Annotated in this window: 13 protein-coding genes; 9 read left to right on the top strand and 4 right to left on the bottom strand. The window is 53.4% G+C overall.

The features are described from left to right. Positions 1-20 precede the first annotated feature (20 nt). Positions 21-1,340 carry an O-acetylhomoserine aminocarboxypropyltransferase/cysteine synthase family protein gene (locus tag QN215_RS00195; RefSeq protein WP_369344180.1) on the bottom strand — a complete coding sequence of 440 codons (1,320 nt, stop codon included), beginning with the start codon at positions 1,338-1,340 and terminating at the stop codon, positions 21-23. A gap of 397 nt (positions 1,341-1,737) precedes the next feature. Between QN215_RS00195 and QN215_RS00190 the strand changes: the two genes are divergently transcribed. From QN215_RS00190 to QN215_RS00160, 6 genes are all read left to right on the top strand, one after another. Then, positions 1,738-2,793 carry a uroporphyrinogen decarboxylase family protein gene (locus QN215_RS00190; RefSeq protein ID WP_369344179.1) on the top strand — a complete coding sequence of 352 codons (1,056 nt, stop codon included), beginning with the start codon at positions 1,738-1,740 and terminating at the stop codon, positions 2,791-2,793. A 140-nt stretch (positions 2,794-2,933) separates the two neighbouring features. After that, complete coding sequence (locus tag QN215_RS00185) at positions 2,934-4,112, top strand: ABC transporter substrate-binding protein (protein ID WP_369344178.1); 1,179 nt, start codon at positions 2,934-2,936, stop codon at positions 4,110-4,112. Positions 4,113-4,181: 69 nt separating this feature from the next. Then, positions 4,182-5,996, top strand: coding sequence for an ABC transporter permease (locus QN215_RS00180; protein ID WP_369344177.1), 1,815 nt, complete (start codon positions 4,182-4,184; stop codon positions 5,994-5,996). Between the two features lie 5 nt (positions 5,997-6,001). Continuing rightward, positions 6,002-7,777 (top strand): ATP-binding cassette domain-containing protein, encoded by a 1,776-nt coding sequence (locus tag QN215_RS10065; protein ID WP_404978497.1) that lies wholly within the window; start codon positions 6,002-6,004, stop codon positions 7,775-7,777. Between the two features lies 1 nt (position 7,778). Beyond that, positions 7,779-8,582, top strand: coding sequence for an SDR family oxidoreductase (locus tag QN215_RS00165; RefSeq protein WP_369344176.1), 804 nt, complete (start codon positions 7,779-7,781; stop codon positions 8,580-8,582). Positions 8,583-8,809: 227 nt separating this feature from the next. Then, positions 8,810-9,991: a PLP-dependent aspartate aminotransferase family protein gene (locus QN215_RS00160; protein ID WP_369344175.1), complete on the top strand. Its 1,182-nt coding sequence runs from the start codon at positions 8,810-8,812 to the stop codon at positions 9,989-9,991. A 167-nt stretch (positions 9,992-10,158) separates the two neighbouring features. On the opposite strand, the gene QN215_RS00155 is transcribed toward QN215_RS00160, so the two are convergent. Both QN215_RS00155 and QN215_RS00150 read right to left on the bottom strand, forming a co-directional pair. After that, entirely contained in the window at positions 10,159-11,502 is a 1,344-nt protein-coding gene (locus QN215_RS00155; RefSeq protein ID WP_369344174.1) for a chloride channel protein, read from the bottom strand. 50 nt (positions 11,503-11,552) lie between these two features. Next, positions 11,553-12,281 carry a histidine phosphatase family protein gene (locus QN215_RS00150; RefSeq protein ID WP_369344173.1) on the bottom strand — a complete coding sequence of 243 codons (729 nt, stop codon included), beginning with the start codon at positions 12,279-12,281 and terminating at the stop codon, positions 11,553-11,555. Positions 12,282-12,725: 444 nt separating this feature from the next. Between QN215_RS00150 and QN215_RS00145 the strand changes: the two genes are divergently transcribed. Together QN215_RS00145 and QN215_RS00140 are read left to right on the top strand one after the other, a co-directional pair. After that, positions 12,726-13,523: a hypothetical protein gene (locus QN215_RS00145; protein WP_369344172.1), complete on the top strand. Its 798-nt coding sequence runs from the start codon at positions 12,726-12,728 to the stop codon at positions 13,521-13,523. 205 nt (positions 13,524-13,728) lie between these two features. Then, on the top strand, positions 13,729-14,463 hold the full coding sequence (locus QN215_RS00140; RefSeq protein WP_369345005.1) for an alpha/beta hydrolase: 735 nt from the start codon (positions 13,729-13,731) through the stop codon (positions 14,461-14,463). Positions 14,464-14,484: 21 nt separating this feature from the next. Here QN215_RS00140 and QN215_RS00135 read toward each other — a convergent pair whose 3' ends face one another. Beyond that, positions 14,485-16,716 carry a cation:proton antiporter gene (locus QN215_RS00135; protein ID WP_369344171.1) on the bottom strand — a complete coding sequence of 744 codons (2,232 nt, stop codon included), beginning with the start codon at positions 16,714-16,716 and terminating at the stop codon, positions 14,485-14,487. Between the two features lie 274 nt (positions 16,717-16,990). Here QN215_RS00135 and QN215_RS00130 point away from each other — a divergent pair, with 274 nt between their 5' ends. Further along, entirely contained in the window at positions 16,991-19,813 is a 2,823-nt protein-coding gene (locus tag QN215_RS00130; protein ID WP_369344170.1) for a cation-translocating P-type ATPase, read from the top strand. The last annotated feature ends 53 nt before the right edge of the window (positions 19,814-19,866 follow it).

The raw sequence follows: 19,866 nt of genomic DNA, 5'->3' as shown, positions 1-19,866 counted from the left end.
GCAGTGGGCATGTGGGAAGGTCAATCGCGATAGGCAAGCTCGAAGGCGCGTTCCAAGTCGGCAATCAGATCATCCACATCTTCCAGACCTATAGAAAGTCGGATCAGATTGACGTTGAGACCGTTCTTTTCCCAGAACTCAAAAGGCACTTCGCGGTGGGTTATCCGGGCGGGATTGACTATCAATGAACGAACGTCGCCTATGTTGGGAATGTAGTGGAACAATTGGGTCGCATCGATGAATCTGTTGACACGGTCTTCCGAGCCCTCAAGCTCGAATGAGAGTATCGCCCCGATGCCCTTGGGAAACAGACTTTTGACCAGACGCGCCTGCTTGCTGTTCTCACCGTTGGATGGCAGGTCGGCATAGTTGACTCGTCGGACGTGCTCATGATGATCAAGGAACTGTGCGATGCTGCGAGCGGAGGCCACTTCCTTGCTGATGCGCTCGCTGATGGTCTCCAGGCCAAGCAGTTCGAGATATGCCTCCTGCGGCCCTAAAACGGCACCCAATAATCGTAAGGTCTTACATCGAAGTCGTTGGTGGAAGGCTTCGTTTCCATAGGTTTCCACAAAGCTTGGTGCGTGGCCTAACTCCTCGGTGTAGAGCGTGAACTCCGGCTCAGAAAACTGAGGAAAGCGGGTATGTGACCAGTCGAATCGTCCAGCATCGACAATCAGTCCGCTCACCACATTGCCATGGCCATTGATGCCTTTGGTCGATGAATACACGACAATGTCAGCGCCATGCTCGATAGGGCGGAATAGATACAGGGTGGGCAAGGTGTTGTCCACAATCAAGGGAATCCCAGCCTTATGAGCGATTGATGCGACGTGTTCAATGTCGGTGACGCGGGTGATTGGGTTGGTCACGCTTTCAACATAGATCGCCTTCGTGTCCGGTCCAATCGCCGCAGTCAATTGCCGCGAATCGTTGATATCGTCAACAAAATCGAAGTGAATGCCAAACTTCGGTGCAAGTGTCACGAATTCATCCAAGCTGGCACCGTAAATGTCGTGTTGCGCGACGATTCGACCACCACCTTCGGCAACGGTGAGAATCGTATTCGATATGGCCGCCATGCCTGAGGCGACTGCAACTGCTGAAACCCCGCCTTCAAGCGCAGCGATTCGGCGTTCCAGAACAGCAACTGTCGGATTGCCGACTCGTGAATAGCTAAAGCCAGGTATCCTGCCTTCCGCGATGTCTCTCCCGCGCTGAGCGCTGCCCAGGGTGAATGCTGCACTCAGATAGATGGGGACATTCGAAGCGTAATGGTGCTCTTCAGGGTTGTAGCTACCCTGAATGCGGACAGTGTCAAAGCTGTTATTGCGACTCACCCTGTATTCAGCTCCTTCGATTGTCTCCCCTTGCGAGGCTTGCCTTATAAAAAAGTGGACTGCACTGTGTGAAGTTGTTGAAGTGCACGGTGCAGTGATGCCCATTATTCAACAGTGAAGGTCAGCGACACAGCGCTTCGTTATAGACGTTTTGAATAATGCGCATAAGATGTACACCTTTGCAACGATTGATGATGCGTTATAACAAAGCCCTCTAACCAAAACCGTGTTTCGAGCTTGACGAAGCCTGCAATCATGCGGTTCTCTAGTCACTATCCGGTGACGCAGCAATGCTCCATGCGACCGTGTTACGGATCCGAACATCAACTTTCATAATCATTAATTCAGCGTTATTGCAGGAAAAGACGTTGAAGAAGTCTCAAACGAAAGGGAGATCATGGCTGCAGATCGTCGTCAGATATTTCACAACATCGCTCGCCATAGCGATGAAGCACCAGCACCGTATCTCGTGAGCGCCTGGCAGCATCTGGTCGGGCACGAATACGGTGCCAAGGAGTTTGCCGATACCTATATAGATTTCATCAAGCGGTGGGATTGGGACTGGGTCAAAATCAATCCACGCGCGGTCTATTATGCCGAGGCTTGGGGCGGCGTCTATGACCAAAACGATTACCAGGGCTATGTAATTCCTAAGAAAATCAGCTCACCAATTACGGTTCCAGCCGATATTGCGGCCATTCAGCAGCTTTCTGCCCTGCAAACTCCCGAATTTGCCGAAGCTCTTGAAGCTGCCCGGCTGATCAGGCAAGGACTCGAAGATCGTGCCGTGCTGCAGACCATATTCTCGCCACTTTCGGTGTTACTGCAAATTGCCGATCTGCCACTCTACCCGAACGACACCTACACACATTCAAATACCACGGTTCAAGACTTCGTATTCAATCAGCCCGAAGCGGCGAAAGTTGCGCTCGAACACATCGCTCACACGCTTGCCGAATATGCGGCAGCCTTGGTGAAGCCAGTTGCAGAAGGAGGGGCCGGTCTGGATGGCATTTTCTATGCCATAACTGGCACGGTGAGCGAGGATTACTTCGATTACCAGCAGTACAAGGAATTTTCTGAACCATATGATCGCATTGTGCTCGATGCGATCCGCGCCGAAAGCCCCGAGGCGGTCGTGTTGTTTCACACATGTCAGGCCGATTCTCACGCGGCATGGTTCGACGATGGCTCGTTCGAATTCCTGCAATGGGATCCTTTCCTTGCAGGAAACCCGGCAGTAGCAACCGTGACCAGCAGTGTTCCCGTTGTGGGGGCGCGTTCGACGGATTTCGCGGACGACACGCGTCTGGATCATATAGCTGCGAATGTCGAACAGAGCATTGCTGCGTTGAAAGGCACCCCATTCCTTCTGACACCGAGTTGCACCGTTCCAACGCCAGCCAGCGATAAGGCCTTCGAAATCCTGAACAAGGCGAAGCTTGCACTCTGATCTGAGAATCCAGAACGCAGATCAGCACGTGCCATGCATGGCAACAATTCAGCCACGTCAGTTTTATGAATCAATGTAATGAACCAATCATAGATATCCAGCAAGAAGTGCAGTGAACAGAAGAAGAGAGAGCAGTTACCATGAGTAGTTTCAAAAAATATCTACGGATCAGTGTTGCCTCGGCGATAGCCATAGGTGCCACATTTGCCATTTCCGCATGCGGACTCGGCGGCGACAGCTCATCAGCTTCGTCGAACAGCAGTTCGTCCGATACCGTCAATATCGGTGTTATCTATCCCAAAACAGGACAATACGCCGAATACGGCAAGCTCTTTGAGCAGGGTTTCAATCTGGCGATTGAAAAAGTGAACACTGATGGCGGTGTTCGCGGCAAGAAACTTGGCCTGAAATACTTCGATACTCAGTCCGATCCCAAGCAGGATGCAGCCATTGCTCCAAAATTGGTTGCCGATAAGTCGATTATTGCTGTTGTGGGCGATTATGCATCGCCGGCCTCTTCAGCTGCTTCGCCAACCTTCCAGCAGGCTGGGCTGGTGCACTATGGCTTCAATAATTCCGCTCCAACCTTTACCGATACCGGCGACCACGTCTGGACGCCACAGATCGGTCAGGACACCTATCAAAAGGCCAATGCTGACATTGTTGCAAAGAAGGCAAAAAAGATATCAGTGGTCTATCTTGAAAATGACTGGGGCAAGCAAGCCTACGAATATTTCAAGGCTGAAGCACAGAAAAATGGAACACAGATCGTCTATGAATCCTCATATCTTGCCGATTCGACGGATCTCTCCCCGATTCTGATTCCAGCGCGTGACGCAAAGCCTGATGCTGTGGTTGACATCGGCTATGGACCTGACGGTGCACTCGTGCTCAACACTCTACGCGACAAGCTTGGCTATACGGGTTCGTACTTCGGCGGTCAGGAGACAGCCGAATTCCTGAATCTGGCAGGCAAGAACGCTGACGGAACCATTATCACGGGTAGCTTCTCCGCCACGGGGACCAAGGATTCCAAGGCGAAACAGTTTGTCAAAGATTTCCATGCGAAATATGGCAATAATCCAGGCAACTTCGAGGTGACTGCATATCAGGCGATTACCGATTTGGCATATGCGGCAAACAAGACAGAGCCAACGCGTGCTGGCATTCAGAAAGCTTTGCAGACTGTCACCGATTTCCCCCTGTATCAGGGCAACGGCGGAAGCTTCAAGTTCAATCAGAAAACCCGCAGGGCAGACAATATCAAACCGATTCTGCTGATTGTCAAAGACGGCAAATTCGTTCAGTACGAAGCGTAATCGACGCATGCAGACATGGCGGCAGATGAGTAATCGTCTGCCGCTTCATGCAGCGGGGAAGCACGTCATATGATTGATACATTATTTTCCGGACTCATTCACGGCAGCGCCTATGCCTTGGTGGCAGTTGGCATGTCACTGATATTCGGGGTCACCAACGTTGCCAACTTTGCGCAAGGCTCAGTCGTGGCCGTTGGCATCATGGTTGCCTGGTGGCTCGGTACCTCGCTCGGTTGGGGCATTATTCCGACCGCACTGGCCGTCATCGTAGTCACAGCGGTGCTGGGATTATTGATGAACGCCGCGATCATAACACCGCTCGAAGGGCGCAAGCCCATTGCTGCATTGCTTGCGACCATTGGGATTGGTCAGATTCTCGATAACGGTCTGCAGGTGATTTTCGGCCCGCAGACACGGCCATTCCCCAAACTTCTGCCGACATACAATCTGCAGTTGTTCGATGTGCGTTTTGGCACATCCGATGTCGTGATGGTGATACTCACCGTGCTGATTATGGTGTCTCTGTGGGCATTTCTCAAGTACGGCAAGATAGGGCAGGCAATCCGTGCGACGTCACAGGATTCTCAGGCCGCACGGCAGATGGGCATTCCAGTCAAGTCGATTCGTAACACTTCATTCGTCATCGGGTCGGTTCTGGCGGGTGTCTCAGGCATTTTCGTAGGCTTGTTCAATTCGAACATCAATCCGATGAACGGTGGAACCATTGGAATGACAGCCTTCGTTGCCGCAACAATCGGAGGTCTTGGTTCAATTCCTGGCGCTGTCGTTGGCGGGCTCGTCCTTGGTGTCATCGAAGCGGTCGGCATTTCTTGGTTGGGCGATGGCGCACATGATCTGATAACGTTCGGCGCCTTGCTGATCATTCTCATTCTTAAGCCGCAGGGCTTGCTGGGACCAAAGAATGATGTGAAATCCGAGCCGCTCACCGGAACTTTCCTGGGAGGAGGTAGACCGATAGCACTGCCATGGTGGGGGAATCTTGCACTTGCCGGCGTTGTGCTCGCCACACCTTTCTTCTTCTCGGACTATCTCGCAGGAGTGGGCACGCAGATTGCAATCTACGCAATTGCCGCAGTTGGTCTCACCTTGATATCTGGCTCAGCGGGCCAAACAATTCTTGGCATGGCGGGCCCTCTGGCCGTTGGCGCATACGCTTCGGCCATTCTGACGACGCAGCTGCACTGGCCATTTCTGATTGCTTTCCTGGCTGCAGGCATAGTTGGAGCCATTGCATCAAGCGTGCTGACATTCCCCGTATGGAAGCTTTCGGGGCATTATGTGGCCATCGCAACGATTGGTGTAGGAGCTGTCATGGTTGCCATAATCAGGCTCTGGGAACCGCTGACCAAGGGCTCGCTTGGCATTCAGGGAATCCCCTTCCCGACAATCTTTGGACATGTTCTGTTCACGCAGCAAATGCAGTATCTGTTTGACATCGTTGTGCTCCTGTTCGCTCTGGTTGTGGTGACGCGCATTCGCTCTTCGCATCTGGGTAGGGTCTTTGAAGCAATCGGTTCGGATCAGGAGGCATCCCAGGCTCTGAGCATTCGCACGGGTGCTTATAAATCCTTGGCCTATGCCATTGCCACATTCTTCACGGGGCTTGCCGGTGCACTGCTGGCACATCAATACACCTATATAGATCCAACCATCTTCACGTCGAACGTTTCGGTTCTTATTCTCACCATCATCGTTCTGGGCGGCATGAATTCACCGCTGGGAGCAGTCCTAGGGGCAATCATTCTGATTGGCGGGCCAGAAATGCTGCGCATTGTTCCCGACGCTCGAATCATCGTCTATGGTGTGCTCCTGATTCTCATCATTCTTTTCAGACCGCAGGGTCTGTTTGCAAGGAAGGTCTGATTGCAATGACTGAACAACTTCATAACGAGAACAACGATGAAGGCAAAGACCGGGTGAGCGGTGGAGAACCGGAGGCAGAGCTCAATAACGAGGAACATCGTAGAAAGGTGCTTGAAAACCCTCTCGTGCTGCGCGTGCGCGACATAGAGAAATCGTTTCAGGGATTGAAGGCCGTCGACAAGGTCTCCTTCGACCTTCACGAGGGTGAGGTCATTTCCATCATTGGTCCTAATGGGTCAGGAAAATCCACGACAATCAATCTGATTTCGGGTTTTATCGCACCCGATTCGGGCCTTATCGACATTGATGGCGATCCTGTTGCAGGCTTGAGCGCAGCCGAGGTTTCCAATCGCGGACTGGCACGAACCTTCCAGAACGGACGAGTTTTTGCGGGGCTAACCGTAGATGAGAACATTGGATTGGGATTTCACAAGAAGCTTCATGCACAGCGCCCATTCGCTGGATTGCAGCGTTTTCCACTGCTGAAATGGGTGCCGCTGTTGGCAGAGACGGCAGTTGCCCTGTTTCCAGGACTGAATGCGCACAGAGAACAGCGCGAAGTCGAGCAGCGTATCGGCCGCGAAATCGACCGCTTTCGCGAGCGGTTAGAGTCACGCAGGAATGATTACGCCTACACCTTGTCGTATGCCAATCGGCGAAGAACCGAGATTGCGCGTGCTCATATCAGCGAACCCAAGCTGCTGCTGCTGGATGAACCCACGGCAGGCATGAACCAGTCTGAAACAGCCGAAGTGCTGCAGCAATTGCAATTTCTCAAAAGCCAAGGCCATACGATGCTGCTGGTCGAGCATAAGATCGAACTGGTCACAGCGCTTTCCGATCGAGTGCTGGCTATGGACGGTGGCAGAATCATCGCACAGGGTGACCCCGATCATGTGCGAAAGAATCCGCAGGTTGTCGAAGCATATCTTGGTAAGCGAAGAGAGACGGCCAAGAAAAAGATCGATGATTCTCGTGCCATACTCAGTGTTCAGAACGCGCTGCAGCAGCACAATCAGAGCAAAGTCGACGACACCTTCAGAGATTCATCGAAACCGTTGCTGAGTCTGCATGATGTTGACGTGTTCTATGGTCAGGTTCATGCGTTGCGAAGCGTCTCCATCGATGTTCCACAAGGTGCAATCGTCTCGCTGCTTGGAGGCAATGCTTCCGGCAAGTCAACGACCATGAAGACCATACTCGGGCTTGAGCAACCCAAAAAAGGTCAGATTTTCTATGACAGCGGTGACATCACATCAACAAGCACGCGGCATCGCGTGATTTCTGGCATAGCTGCCGTGCCAGAAGCCAGACGCGTATTTGCGAAGATGAGCGTACAAGAGAACCTTGTCATAGGCGCATATACGAGAAAGAGCCAGAGTGACATCAGCTATGATCTCGAAGACATGTACGCCCGTTTTCCGCGCTTGAAGGAGCGTCGTAACCAGCAGGCCGGCACCCTGTCAGGTGGTGAGCAGCAGATGCTCGCCTTCGCACGGGCCTTGATGAGCCATCCGCGTCTGATTTGCATGGACGAACCAACGATGGGGCTGTCTCCGAGACTGGTTGAGGATGTTCTCGAACAGATAGCCAGATTGCGAGATGAGCTGGGTGTATCCGTACTCATGGTCGAGCAGCAGGCGGAACTGGCTCTTTCGATTGCAGATTATGGCTACGTGTTGCAGAACGGCAGCATAAGACTGCAAGGCCCAGCATCATCACTGTTGGATAATTCACAGGTTCAGGAAGCATATCTCGGCGGTATGCGCGAGGAGGCATAGGATGGCAACGAACAGGCATGTGGCGAATTTCGCGGCGAATCGTGCAATTCGTTCGGTGATAGTAGGTGTGGCCGGTGATTCCGCACGCCAGAAAACGGCGGTCGTCACCGGTGCTGGCGGTTCGGTCGGCAGTAGCGTGGTACGCAGCCTAGTACAGCAAGGTTGGCGTGTACTCGCAGTCGTGCGAGCCTATGATGACGCGAAACAGCTGAATGCGATTCATGATGTGGAAGCGTTCACGCTGGATCTGCTGCAGACCGACGATCTGCTTTCCTGGGCTCAGGAGTTGAGCGCGCGGGAGAGCTCGGGAATCGACTTGCTCGTGCACGTTGCTGCCATTGCGGTAGTAGGGAAGGCGGCACAGGCAACTGCAGATGATTGGGACAGCGTATTGAAGACGAATATCATCGCACCTTCTCTGCTTACAGCAGGTCTGCTACCGTCCATACGAACAGTGAAGGGGACGGTCATCTTCATCAATTCTGGTGCAGGTGAGCGTGCAGTGGCGAACCACTCCATCTACGCTGCATCAAAACACGCCCTGCGTGGATATGCAGACACGCTTCGGTTGGAAGAGTCCTCGAACGGCGTGCGCGTCAGCACTGTATACCCTGGACAGATCAACACCAAGATGCTGCACGCCATCAACGCACGCCTCGGTATCGAATTTGTGCCGCAGGACTATATCGATCCGCAAACCGTTGCGAATGCGGTGATCTGGATTGCCCAATCTGGTGATGACGTGCAGGTGACGAATGTGGATCTGAGACCCAGGCAAGAGATTGCTGCAGCATTCAATATGTGAGTGGTTCGGAGTGTCGTGGAACCGTTGAAGCAATCAATCTGGCGCGTATAGGATTCGCTGAGCTTTGAGATTTCAACAAGCAGTAACGGCACATAAGTTTTTCGTATATTGCAGCACTTGGCTGCGCGTCCAGGACGCTGATAGCTTGGTGCCGTATCAGCCGAGATGTGACGCGCTTGGCATTTGAGTGAAGATGACGATTGAAGAGATAGCAAGAAGGTAGCATGATGGCTCAATTTGCAACTCAACTGGTACACGGTGTCCACATTCACGACAATGAGACAGGTGCCGTGAATCCACCCATCTACAATTCATCGACCTATGCGTTCCGCTCTGTAGATGAAGCTCCACGATGGGATTATGCCCGTTCGGGCAATCCGACTCGTGAATTCCTGGAGCGACAGATCGCTCAGCTCGAGCATGGATTCCAAGGCTTTGCGTTCTCTTCCGGTCTGGCAGCCATTCATGCAACGCTATCGGTGTTCTCTCCAGGCGACCGTATCGTCGTGGGAGCGAATATCTATGGTGGTACCTATTCACAGATTCATGAGCATTTCGATCGCTGGGGACTTGATTTCACGCCAGTCGATACGCAGGATCTGGACGCTGTAGAGCGCGAGCTCAGACTCCGGCCAACGAAGGCCCTGTATGTCGAAACACTGACCAATCCTTTGCTGCAGGTCAATGACATTGCAGCGCTCGCTAGTCTGGCTCATCGATATGATGCAATCCTCATTGTGGATAACACCTTCGTGACGCCATATTTGCAGCAGCCACTCGATTTGGGTGCCGACATCGTGCTTCATTCGGCGACCAAGTATCTTGCCGGTCATTCAGACGTTATTGCCGGCCTGGCTGTGGCAAAGAGCGAATCGATTGCGCATCGTCTGTATTTTGCGCTGAACCGTCTCGGTGGGGTCCTGGCACCTGCCGAATGCGATTCGGTGCGTAAAGGCCTGCAAACACTGGCATTGCGTATGGACCGGCAGCAGAGCAACGCATCAACGATTGCCCACTACCTGCTCGCGCATCCGCTCGTGAGTGCCGTGCACTATCCGGGAGCCGATGAGGAGGGCAGGGCTTCGCTCAAGTCAAAAGGTCTGCGTGGAGCTGGTGGCGTGCTTTCATTTGAGGTAAAGCGCGGCGTAGATCCCAGCATTGTGGTCAACAGCCTTGAGGTCTTCCGTCTTGCAGTGAGCCTTGGCGCGGTTGAGAGCCTTGCTGAGCTGCCCTGTAGAATGACACATTTCGAGATTCCACGAGAGGAACGTCTGAAGCTGGGCATCAGCGATGAACTCATTCGGCTTGCCATCGGCATAGAAGACGTGCATGATCTTCTTGCAGATTTGGAGCAAGCGTTCGCGCAGGCCGCAAAATCCGAAAACTCAGCCTTCGCCACAAGCCTGTAAACCAAGCTGGCATAGCTGGGAAGCTTCAATCGATTGTCGCGTGCACCGTTGCCCGGACATGTCCGGACAGTGCCCGGACAACGTGCGGACATGTCCTAGCTCAGTTTGAGGGGCAGGGCACATCGCGCCTTGTGAAAGCGTTGTTTTGCGCGCTAGAACTCTTGCGGTTACTTGTTGCGGCGTGCGATGGTCTTGGCCAGATTGGAAGTTGCCACACCGAGGCTGGTTGCCATGCCGAGTGGACCAAGAGCCACAATCGGAAGATGGCTCACTTCCATCAGCATCATCATGGCCATCAATGGAGCGCGCTGCGAGGCCGAAAGCAGTGCGACGGCACCCACCATTGCGCACTGCCACAGTGGTGTGCCAGGAATGCAGTAATTCCAAGCAATGCCGAGTATGGCCCCAAGCGCTGCGCCTATGCCGATGGAAGGCGTCAGTGTGCCGCCTGAAGCGCCAGCCTTGAGTGTGAATGTGGTCAGCAGAGCCTTTGCACAGGCGAGAACAGCCAAGGCTATGACAACTGTCAGTCCTGAGTTCTCTGCCGAATAGTTCATCGCTGTCTGGGCAAGGGCTCTTCCATTGCCCATGACCTGCGGCCCCCAGAGTGCCACGACTCCGGTCAGCAGTGCTACCAGCGGCAGTTGCCACAGAATGTGGTTACCCGTGGTTTTTTTCGTTTCTGCCCAAGAGGATGCACGGGAGAAGTAGCCCCCGGCAATGCCTATCAGAGGAGATGCAACGATGGAGAATGCGAGGATTTGCCACGAGAATGGCGAATCTGGCACGGCATAATATGCCTCGGTGCCATGGATCAGTCCTCCGACATACGAAGCAATCGATGACATTGCCAGACTGACCGTGATGGTTTCTGCGTTCACTCGCTTCAGCAGGATTTCAACGCTGAAGAGAGCACCCGTCAAAGGAGAAATATAGACTCCAGCGAATCCTGCTCCTGCAGCCGCTGCGACAAGCAGCTCACGATCTTCGCGTGGTAGTCCCCATCTGTGTGCCAGTCGGAACCAAAGACCGCCGAACAGTGCTCCAGCTTCTCGTGGTGCGACTTCTCGACCGACTGATCCACCGGTTCCTACGAGAAATATCTGTGTGACCACATGCACGATGGTCTGCCAGACTGGCATATCCGCACCTTTGACAGCCTTCTTGACCGAGGGCACACGTTTGGCCTTATTGCGCAGAAGCCACCATATACAAGCAGCCACAATGCCACCAACGGTCAGCGAGATGAATCTTCGCCAACGGTTGACGTTGAATGCGCCAGGCATTGAGGAATCCTCAAGGAAGCCGAGGAAGTAATGCTCGACGATCTTGAGCAATACCGACAAGAGTCCTGAAGATATTCCCGCCACTATGCCAAGAACGAGGGTTGATATGACAAGCATGAAGATTCTCTGCCGGGATGCTGACTTCTGCGATGCCGATGATGTTGAGTCTGAGTCCGAGCCTGTGGTTGTTCCTGCATGTGACTGGTCATGTGAAGCAATGTGCATGGTGCTATCTATTGATCGTAGGGTTTTCATTGTTGGAAATATGCAAAAGGTCAGATCGCTGCCTTCAGTGGTGTGACATCGCGCCAATCGCCTGTAGATGCTATGGCCGGTCCGCGGTTGTATTCAGACAGTCGCCATTTCAGCTGCTCGTCATCGCCGTTGTAATAATGCAACGGTACCAATCGTGCCCAATGCGCATTCCTCATGCCAACCAGGGACGTGCATGGAGGGGTGCTATGAATGTCCAAAACCGTGTGCAGCAAGGTTTCTATCAATGTCCCATGGGCGAAGATGAATAGATTCGTATCTGCTCCTGCCGAAGTAGCCCAATGCTGCAGTGCGGCGGCACCGCGTTGTCCAACATCTTCGAGCGGTTCGGCGTGATGCTTCAGCTCACCGCCCTCTAGATGCTGCCAGAGCGTGAAGTCCTCAGGCCATTTCGACTGGATCTCTTCTCGGGACATCCCTTCCCAATCTCCATAGCTGCGTTCACGAAAAGCTGGATCGGTATGTACCTCAAGTTTGAGTGGATCTGCGAATTGGTGGGCAGTATCGAGTGCGCGGTTGAGGTCGGAGCTGACAACCAGCTGTTTCGGCACCTCCTGGGCATGTTCAACATAGAGCGTGTGCAACGCACGGGCGGTCTGCGCTACCTGCCAGAGGCCGTCCTCATCGAGGGGCTGCTCGATTTGACCTTGAAGCCTGTGCTGTGCATTGAAACCCGTGCGACCGTGACGAACAAGAATAATCGAATTGACCGTCTGTATGCTGTCTGCCATACCTGTCCTTTTCTCTTGCGGTAATGCTTTCCTTTTCGCCGTCGCGCTAAAGATCCCCCACCATTCCACAACCAGAATAAACCGGAAGCTAAACCTCTTGCGTGGCCGGTGTCGAGACCTGATTTCGAAGTGCTGTATCACAGTGACTGCAAATCATAGAGAATTCTCAGCTTTCATTATGATTCTGCCAAGGTCGGGATGATTAAGTTATACCTATCGATGGATGGCAGCAACTCATCGAGCAAGAGATTTTTTCTCCTGATAATTGAACTCTTCTTCTCTCTCCTTTCTTCCCGGCGGTCACCCCGCCGGGTTTTTGCTTTTCGGATCAGCATTGCGGCCAGAGGATTGTTCCTCCGTAGCAGCTTAATGACGTAAAGTTTTGAATGAGTCGATGTATTGAGTCGATGTATGATGTGGCCCAACGAGATGGCGGGAGAGCAGATGGCATACGAACAAGATGGAACTGTTGAAAGCGGTGCGTCGCAAGAACGGCAATATGCCTACAGCGAAGTTGGGCCGGAGTATGAGCCTGAACCGCCTCGTTCACGAGGTGCATCGGTGTTAAGCGCAATCGCTGCCATCCTCGGGCTTATAGCAGTCATCCTCTCTGTATTCTTCATCACGAGAACCATAGCGCCAGCATCTCTTAAGTTCAGCGATTCGCTGTCTATGCCAATTCTTGAAGCAGGGTCGTTCGTTTTCAGCGTTCTTGCCTTGATCTTCGTTATTGCCGCCAAGATTTCACACAGGCGGGCAAGGCAAGGGGGACGAAAAGGCACGTGGGGCATTATCGCAATCGTGCTGGCTCTGCTGATCACTGTCTGTGGTCTGTTGATTGGTAATCTGTTCCCTCAAGGTGTGATACAGCCCAAGGTCTCCGAGAATGCTCCCGTTTCAAGCAGCAAGACGATGCGCAAGGGCATAGAAAGCTCGGTTGGGACGTGCACCGGAGGCTGGGAGTCATTGGGCACGAGCTCATACCCGGGGCTGTCGCTCGCAGAGCTTTGCAAAGAACCACGAATGGCATATGTCACCTTTGAAAATCCGACCATGGCCAGCTTTGAACGAGGAGCGGTCAACTCAAAGATTTCCGACATGCTTGAGGAGCATTCGAATAACAGCGAGGCTCAGGGTGATTGGCGCACCCTGAATGGAAAGACGTGGCTTGTGTTTGGTGAGAAGGCCAATATTGAAAAATTGCAGAAATCATGGGGTGGCACCATCGACACTATTGAATGAACAGTTGAATGAGCTGCTGAGTGAACAATGTGAATCACATAATTCATTCGTTGATTAACTGACCTGCGCATGGCCGATTGACGCCTGTGCTGCCTGAAAGCTGCACCATGTCATTGCACAGTAAACTAAAGCCGCTAAGGTGTGCAATATGAGTGAAAATACGCGTGATGACGACAGGCAGGGCGACACAGCGGCCGCTTCTGACATGAATGCTCTTATTGGAGAGGCGTCAACGGTTATTCCGGGTCATTTCGGCGATCCGCTGCAGATTTCCCATGCGCTGTATTCGAATAGGAACGCCCAGGCCAATCCCGCCAAACCGTTATTCCTGCTGCTGCATGGCTGGGGTTCGAATGAGCAGGATCTGGCTGATCTGATGCAATATATCGCACCTTTCAATGATTACATCGGGCTTCGTGCACCCCTGAACATGCCCCAGCAATTCGGTCAGTTCGGTTCTGGGGGCTATACATGGTTCCATGATTGCGTTCCCACGGGAGCCCAGCTTGATCGTGATGCGTACGCAGCCTCGCAAGCCATAGATCAGTGGGTCGAATCGAATATCGCTGCGGAACGTGAAGTCGTTCCCCTCGGCTTCTCTCAGGGCGGTGTTCTCGCTGTTCACCTGCTTCGCGTGCATCCCGAACGGTATCGTGCAGCGGTGAGCTTGTCCGGCTTTCTCGCACCGAAAGTCATTGCCGCCACATCTCCTGCCGATGATCGACTTGCTGCCCTCGAGATTCCGGTATTCTACGGCTATGGCAAAGCGGACAATGTCATTCCCAAATATGAGATTTTTGGTATGGCCGCGTGGCTTGAGGAGCACACATGGTTGAAATCCCGCGGATACTCCGGTTTGGACCATGCCGTGAGTCTGGATGAATTCAACGACATTCGTCAATGGCTCAGTGACAATAACATCGCTTCGGGAGTGATGTAACGCTGCCGAAGCTCATATGCGTCAGAGGTTGGAATCGGCATCAACCTGCATGACATAGACATTTCTTCTGAGCTGGCGTGCTTCGGCACGGGTGATGTCGCCCGATTCGAACATATTCTGAATCACTTCGAGTTCGATTGCATAGCCTTCGCGCTTGATTTCTTGAATGCCATTGAGCACATGAGCCGATTCATTTACCGAGGGGCGCGCGCGCAGAGCGGTTTCCGCACGCTGATGCTCAATGATCACCGATAGCACGTCTTCAGTGTTGAAATCCGGTTTTGCAAGTTCGGCATACAGCTTCTCGATCACGTAGCGATTCAAATCGAGATGCAGTCGTCGAGATACTGCATAGATGGTGTCATCGCTGACCAGCGGCGTGGAATGGCGTACGCGGCTTTCGATGCCCTTTGCCAGATTATGCGTGCGACGGCGTAGAGACCGCAGTCTCCAGCGCATCTCGCTCGCTTCTGAGATGTGGCTTAATGTACGAGAGATATGCACGAGAATGCGTTCTGCTGCCTGACGCTCCGATTCGAAGCGCTGCAGTGGCGTAAGTTGAGAAACGATTTTGGAATTCTGCCAGGATTTGCGTTCATCAGAGAGTTCAGGCGTGTCTTCTAGTGCCTTCTCACTCATGTTGTCAGGCGAGGTGACGGGCATATTGCCTGTGTCGTCGGAATCCATCGCAGCGAGTTCTTCGCTTTCGTCACCGTGCGAAGCGTTGAAGTCGATGATTTCCTGCTCGATAATGGTGATTCGGGTTTCAATATAATCGCGTTCCCAGTTCAGAACGATGATCTGCAAACGTTCCAATTCTTTGGAATCATGCTGCCCGATCTGCGATTTAAGGCGCGCGATGCGCTGATTATAGGAGGAAAGCACCATGCGCAGGGCATGATGATTCTCCGGAGTGTCATGCTCGGAGAGTCGCTCGATGGTTCGACGCAGAACCTCAAGAACGGCTTCCACGAATTTTGTCGAAACCCCTTGGGTATTTGGAGGAGCGAGGGCCTGAAGGGCAAAATTGGCCAGCAGCAGCGTCACGATGATGACGCCTGCCGCAATGAAGATAAGCTCATCGCGCATGGGGAACCATGCTCCTGAACGGACCGTGTAAGGAATCGTAAGTGCCAGTGAAAGCGTAATGGTGCCTTTGGGCCCGCCGAAGGTCATAATCGCAGCGGACCGCCAACGCTCAAGGCTCATCGGTCTGCGCTCGCCGGTAACCATATCCTTGGTGAAGGCAAGCATCGCGGAGATCCAGATGAAACGCATGAGGATCACCACGAGCGAGACCAGGACAATGATCTCAATGAGCAAGCCGTGGCTGATGTTGTCATCCGACCAGCTGGACATCATAGCATTCGGCAGGAGCATGCCGAGCAATACAAAGACAGCGCCATTCAAACTGAAGGAGAGAACTGTCCACACACTCGATGACACGATATTCGTTCGAGAAACATTCGGCCCAATGCCGCTGGTGTCGAATCGGGCAAGCAGTCCTCCCGTCACCACGGCAAGTACTCCTGAGATATGAAGCACATGTTCGGCAATCAGATATAACAGGAATGGGAAAAAGATTTCCAGCAAGATGCGGGTCGTCGTGGTTTCCCAACCCAAGTGTCTGCTGGTCTCAAACACCCAGTTCATCAGCAACCCAGCCACGGCTCCAACCGCTATGCCACCTATGAACGAGAAGAGAAATTGGCTTACGGCACCAACGGCAGAGAACGAGCCGGTCGACGCAGCATAGATGGCAAACTGGAAGCCGATGACGCCGGTCGCATCGTTGAACAACGATTCGCCATTGAGAATCGAGCGTTGACGTTCGCTGAGGTTTGCAACTCTGCCGATTGAAGACACCGCAACGGCATCGGTCGGACCGAGCGCCGCACCCAGAGCAAAGGCTGCGGCAAGCGGTATCGACAGCCAGGCTCCATGCAGACTGTAGCCGACGGCAAGCATCGTCACCGAGGCAAGTCCGATGGCAAGCGAAAGGGAAAGTCGAAGATTCTTCAGCAATGCCTGCTTGTTGATGCTGTGAGCTTCGTAATACAGCAACGGTGCAATAAAGAGCACCATGAACAATTCAGGATCAAGATTCGTGCTGGGCACAATCGGCAGCACTGTCATGAGCGCGCCAAGAAGAATCTGAACAAGAGGCGTTGAAATACGAGGAATGAAGCGACTTATGAAAGAAGACACGAGCACTGCGCCGATGATGCACAGTATCAGAGTGAATGATTCCACAGGCCACTCCTATCTTCATCGCATGTACCACATGTAACTATACGCATCGCATGCTTCCACAATTGTGCGATAAGCGAGACGACATGCTGCAGATGATCATTCTTCTCCATCCGCGAAGGTTCGAGACTCCGAAGCAACGATATGTTAGCTTGGAAGAAGCTTTGTGTAACAGTCAGTTTCATACACGCAATGTTGACATCACGTATGGAATGACAAGGACCGCAGCGACCTTTACGATGCTTCAACTCAGAAAGGCCCTACGACAATGACAACTATGGATAACAATATCCCGACAGCACCAAAGAACCCGAAACGGGACACAACAGATACAGACAGCGCACCCCTTACCAGTCAGATAGACGACGCCGCTGCCAACAATGACACGGCATGGCACAACATTGATGCGAACAAGGCCTTGGAAGTCTTGGAAACCAGCCGAAAAGGCATTTCAAGAAGAGAGGCAAACCGCAGACTTTCGGTGTTCGGCCCCAATGCGCTCACTTCGGTCGAGAAGATGCCAAAGTGGAAGCTTTTCTTCATTCAATTCAGAAGCCCGCTCATAGCAGTGCTGATAGTGTGCGGCATCATCACGATTGTTCTCGATCACCTTATCGACGCGGCTGCCATCTTTCTGGTGCTGTTGCTCAACGCCATCATTGGCTACTACCAGGAGTCCAAGGCGGATCAGGCAGTGGATGCGCTCGCATCGCTTTCCAGCCCGACCTGCCGCGTGATTCGTGGCGGCAGCCGCTTTGAAATCGAAGCCGCCGATCTTGTTCCCGGAGACATCGTGTTGCTTGAGAGTGGCGACAGAGTGCCTGCCGATATTCGTCTGCTCGATACGAGCCGCCTGCGCATTGACGAGTCGATGCTTACTGGCGAGAGCAACGATGTGCAGAAGCACACGGATCCGGTAGAGGAGGATGCCTCGCTTGGCGATAGAAAGTGCATCACCTTCTCGGGAACGATGGTGACCAGCGGTAGGGGGCGTGGAGTCGTCGTCGCCACGGGAAGCGATACAGAACTTGGCGAGATAAGCAGCTTGGTGAATAATGCCAACGGCAAGACTCCGTTGCAGCACATCATGCAGCGGACGGAAAGGGGTATATCCATAGGTGTCATCATCGTGGCAGTGTTCGTGTTCATCGCGGGCACGATTATCAACGACGATATGACGAATTCGTTCCTATCGGCTGTATCGCTTGTCGTGGCATCCATGCCCGAGGCTCTCCCCATCGTGCTCACGGTTGCCATGGCTCTCGGCATATCACGCATGGCCAAGCGCAATGCCATCGTTCGAAGCTTGCCTGCAGTTGAGACGCTCGGCTCAACCACGGTCATCGGTTCGGACAAGACGGGAACGCTCACTCAGAACCGCATGACGGTCGAGCGTCTGAGCCTGGGTGCGGGGAATCCGTTCAGCGTTGAAGAGAGCAAGGATGATGGCTTCGGCAGCGATGCTACGGCAAGGCTCCTTGCCATGCTGAAGGCGGCTGCCTTGACCAATGAGGCGTATCGAAGTGTGTCTGCCGAAGGTGACGTGTCGTATTCCGGCGATGCAGTAGATGTGGCAATGATGAGAATTGCCGATGATCTGGGAGCCGTAAGCGACGAAGATCGCGAGACCGAGACCAGGCTTGAGACCGCGTATGAGCCGGAACATGCTTACTCGATGGCCATCAAACCCAATAGTCAAGGCGGTTTCACGCAATATGTGAAGGGTGCTCCTGACAAGCTGGCGATGATGAGCGCGACCATGGATGATGGTCAAGGCAATACGGTGCCCATCGATGCCGGTGCCATCCATCGCGCATACGAGCAGATGGGCAAAGACGGACTGCGGGTGATTGGCGTGGCGAGCAGACATATCGATGCCGACCAGGATCTTGTCACCTATCGAAAGCCGCGCAAGCTTCATTTCCTCGGACTTGAAGGCATGCTCGACCCGCCCCGATCCGGCGTCCGAGAGGCTATAGAACAGTGCATTGGGGCCGGTATCGAAGTCAAGATGATAACCGGCGATCATCCGACGACGGCGGCAGCAATAGGTGAACGTCTCGGACTTCAGCAGACCGATAACGTTCTGACAGGCCGCGAGATGTCCGAAATGAGAGACGAGGTCTTGAAAGCGCGGCTGAAGGAAACCTCGATTGCCGCACGAGTATCTCCACAGGACAAGCTCAGAATCGTCGAGGTACTGCAAGATCAGGGTGAAGTCGTTGCAGTCACCGGTGATGGCGTGAACGATGCGCCAGCATTGAAGTCGGCTTCCGTAGGCATCGCCATGGGTAAATCAGGAACCGACGTCGCCCGCGAAGCCAGCGACGTCGTACTCACCGACGACAACTTTGTGACGTTGACACATGCGGTTCGACAGGGAAGGGTCACCTTCAAGGCAATTCGTGGATCCGCATTCTTCCTGCTTTCCACCGCTGTTGCCGCAATGATTGCCGTCGGCGTGAATGTGGTTGCAGAAATGCCGTTGCTGTTCCTGCCGCTACAGATGCTGTGGATCAACTTCGTGACCAACGGCGTGCAGGATGTCGCTCTGGGGTTTGAACCTGGAAGCGGTGACGAGCTCAAATACAAGCCTCGTAAGAACAGCGAAGGGCTGCTCTCGTCTGCGCTGTGGGCGCGGACAGCCATATGCGGTCTGTGGATGGCGCTGTGCGTTCTCGTGATGTTCCGAGTAGAAATAGATCACGGCGTTGATGTCGTATCGGCACGAACGATGGCATTGACACTGCTGGTGCTCTTCAACTTCTTCATGTCGATGTCGGCACGCTCTGAAACCGTGATGATCTTCAAGCTCAACCCGCTTCGCAACGTATTCCTGCTAGTAGCGTCTATCGCGGCTCTCATGATTCATGCAATCGCAATGTATATTCCGGGCATTGCATCAGTGTTGGGCATGGCTCCGCTGGCCTTGTGGCAGTGGGGACTGTGCATGGCCATCGGCCTCAGCGTGCTGATCCTATCCGAAGGCGATAAGTTCATCCGCGCTCGACTCGCAGCTCGTGGATACGGCGCTCGAACGGGATTGTATGCAGCCGTTCATCAGGCGCGAAGAAAGATTGCGGGGATGGTTGGTTCGTGACGCTTTCCTGGGATGATCGGGCTGGTTGGGCTGTGCGATCAAGGAGTTCATGT

The organism is Bifidobacterium sp. WK041_4_12, from assembly GCF_041080795.1.
Classification (GTDB): Bacteria; Actinomycetota; Actinomycetes; order Actinomycetales; family Bifidobacteriaceae; genus Bombiscardovia; species Bombiscardovia aquikefiricola.
The sequence above is the reverse complement of the archived record's forward strand: the minus strand, read 5'-3'. Positions and strand labels throughout refer to the sequence as shown.

Bases quoted from the DNA above. Each gene is read 5' to 3' on its own strand.
- QN215_RS00190 (WP_369344179.1), top strand. From the start codon at position 1,738: ATGGCTGCAGATCGTCGTCAGATATTTCACAACATCGCTCGCCATAGC.
- QN215_RS00185 (WP_369344178.1), top strand. From the start codon at position 2,934: ATGAGTAGTTTCAAAAAATATCTACGGATCAGTGTTGCCTCGGCGATA.
- QN215_RS00180 (WP_369344177.1), top strand. From the start codon at position 4,182: ATGATTGATACATTATTTTCCGGACTCATTCACGGCAGCGCCTATGCC.
- QN215_RS10065 (WP_404978497.1), top strand. From the start codon at position 6,002: ATGACTGAACAACTTCATAACGAGAACAACGATGAAGGCAAAGACCGG.
- QN215_RS00165 (WP_369344176.1), top strand. From the start codon at position 7,779: ATGGCAACGAACAGGCATGTGGCGAATTTCGCGGCGAATCGTGCAATT.
- QN215_RS00160 (WP_369344175.1), top strand. From the start codon at position 8,810: ATGGCTCAATTTGCAACTCAACTGGTACACGGTGTCCACATTCACGAC.
- QN215_RS00155 (WP_369344174.1), bottom strand. From the start codon at position 11,502: ATGCACATTGCTTCACATGACCAGTCACATGCAGGAACAACCACAGGC.
- QN215_RS00150 (WP_369344173.1), bottom strand. From the start codon at position 12,281: ATGGCAGACAGCATACAGACGGTCAATTCGATTATTCTTGTTCGTCAC.
- QN215_RS00145 (WP_369344172.1), top strand. From the start codon at position 12,726: ATGGCATACGAACAAGATGGAACTGTTGAAAGCGGTGCGTCGCAAGAA.
- QN215_RS00140 (WP_369345005.1), top strand. From the start codon at position 13,729: ATGAATGCTCTTATTGGAGAGGCGTCAACGGTTATTCCGGGTCATTTC.
- QN215_RS00130 (WP_369344170.1), top strand. From the start codon at position 16,991: ATGGATAACAATATCCCGACAGCACCAAAGAACCCGAAACGGGACACA.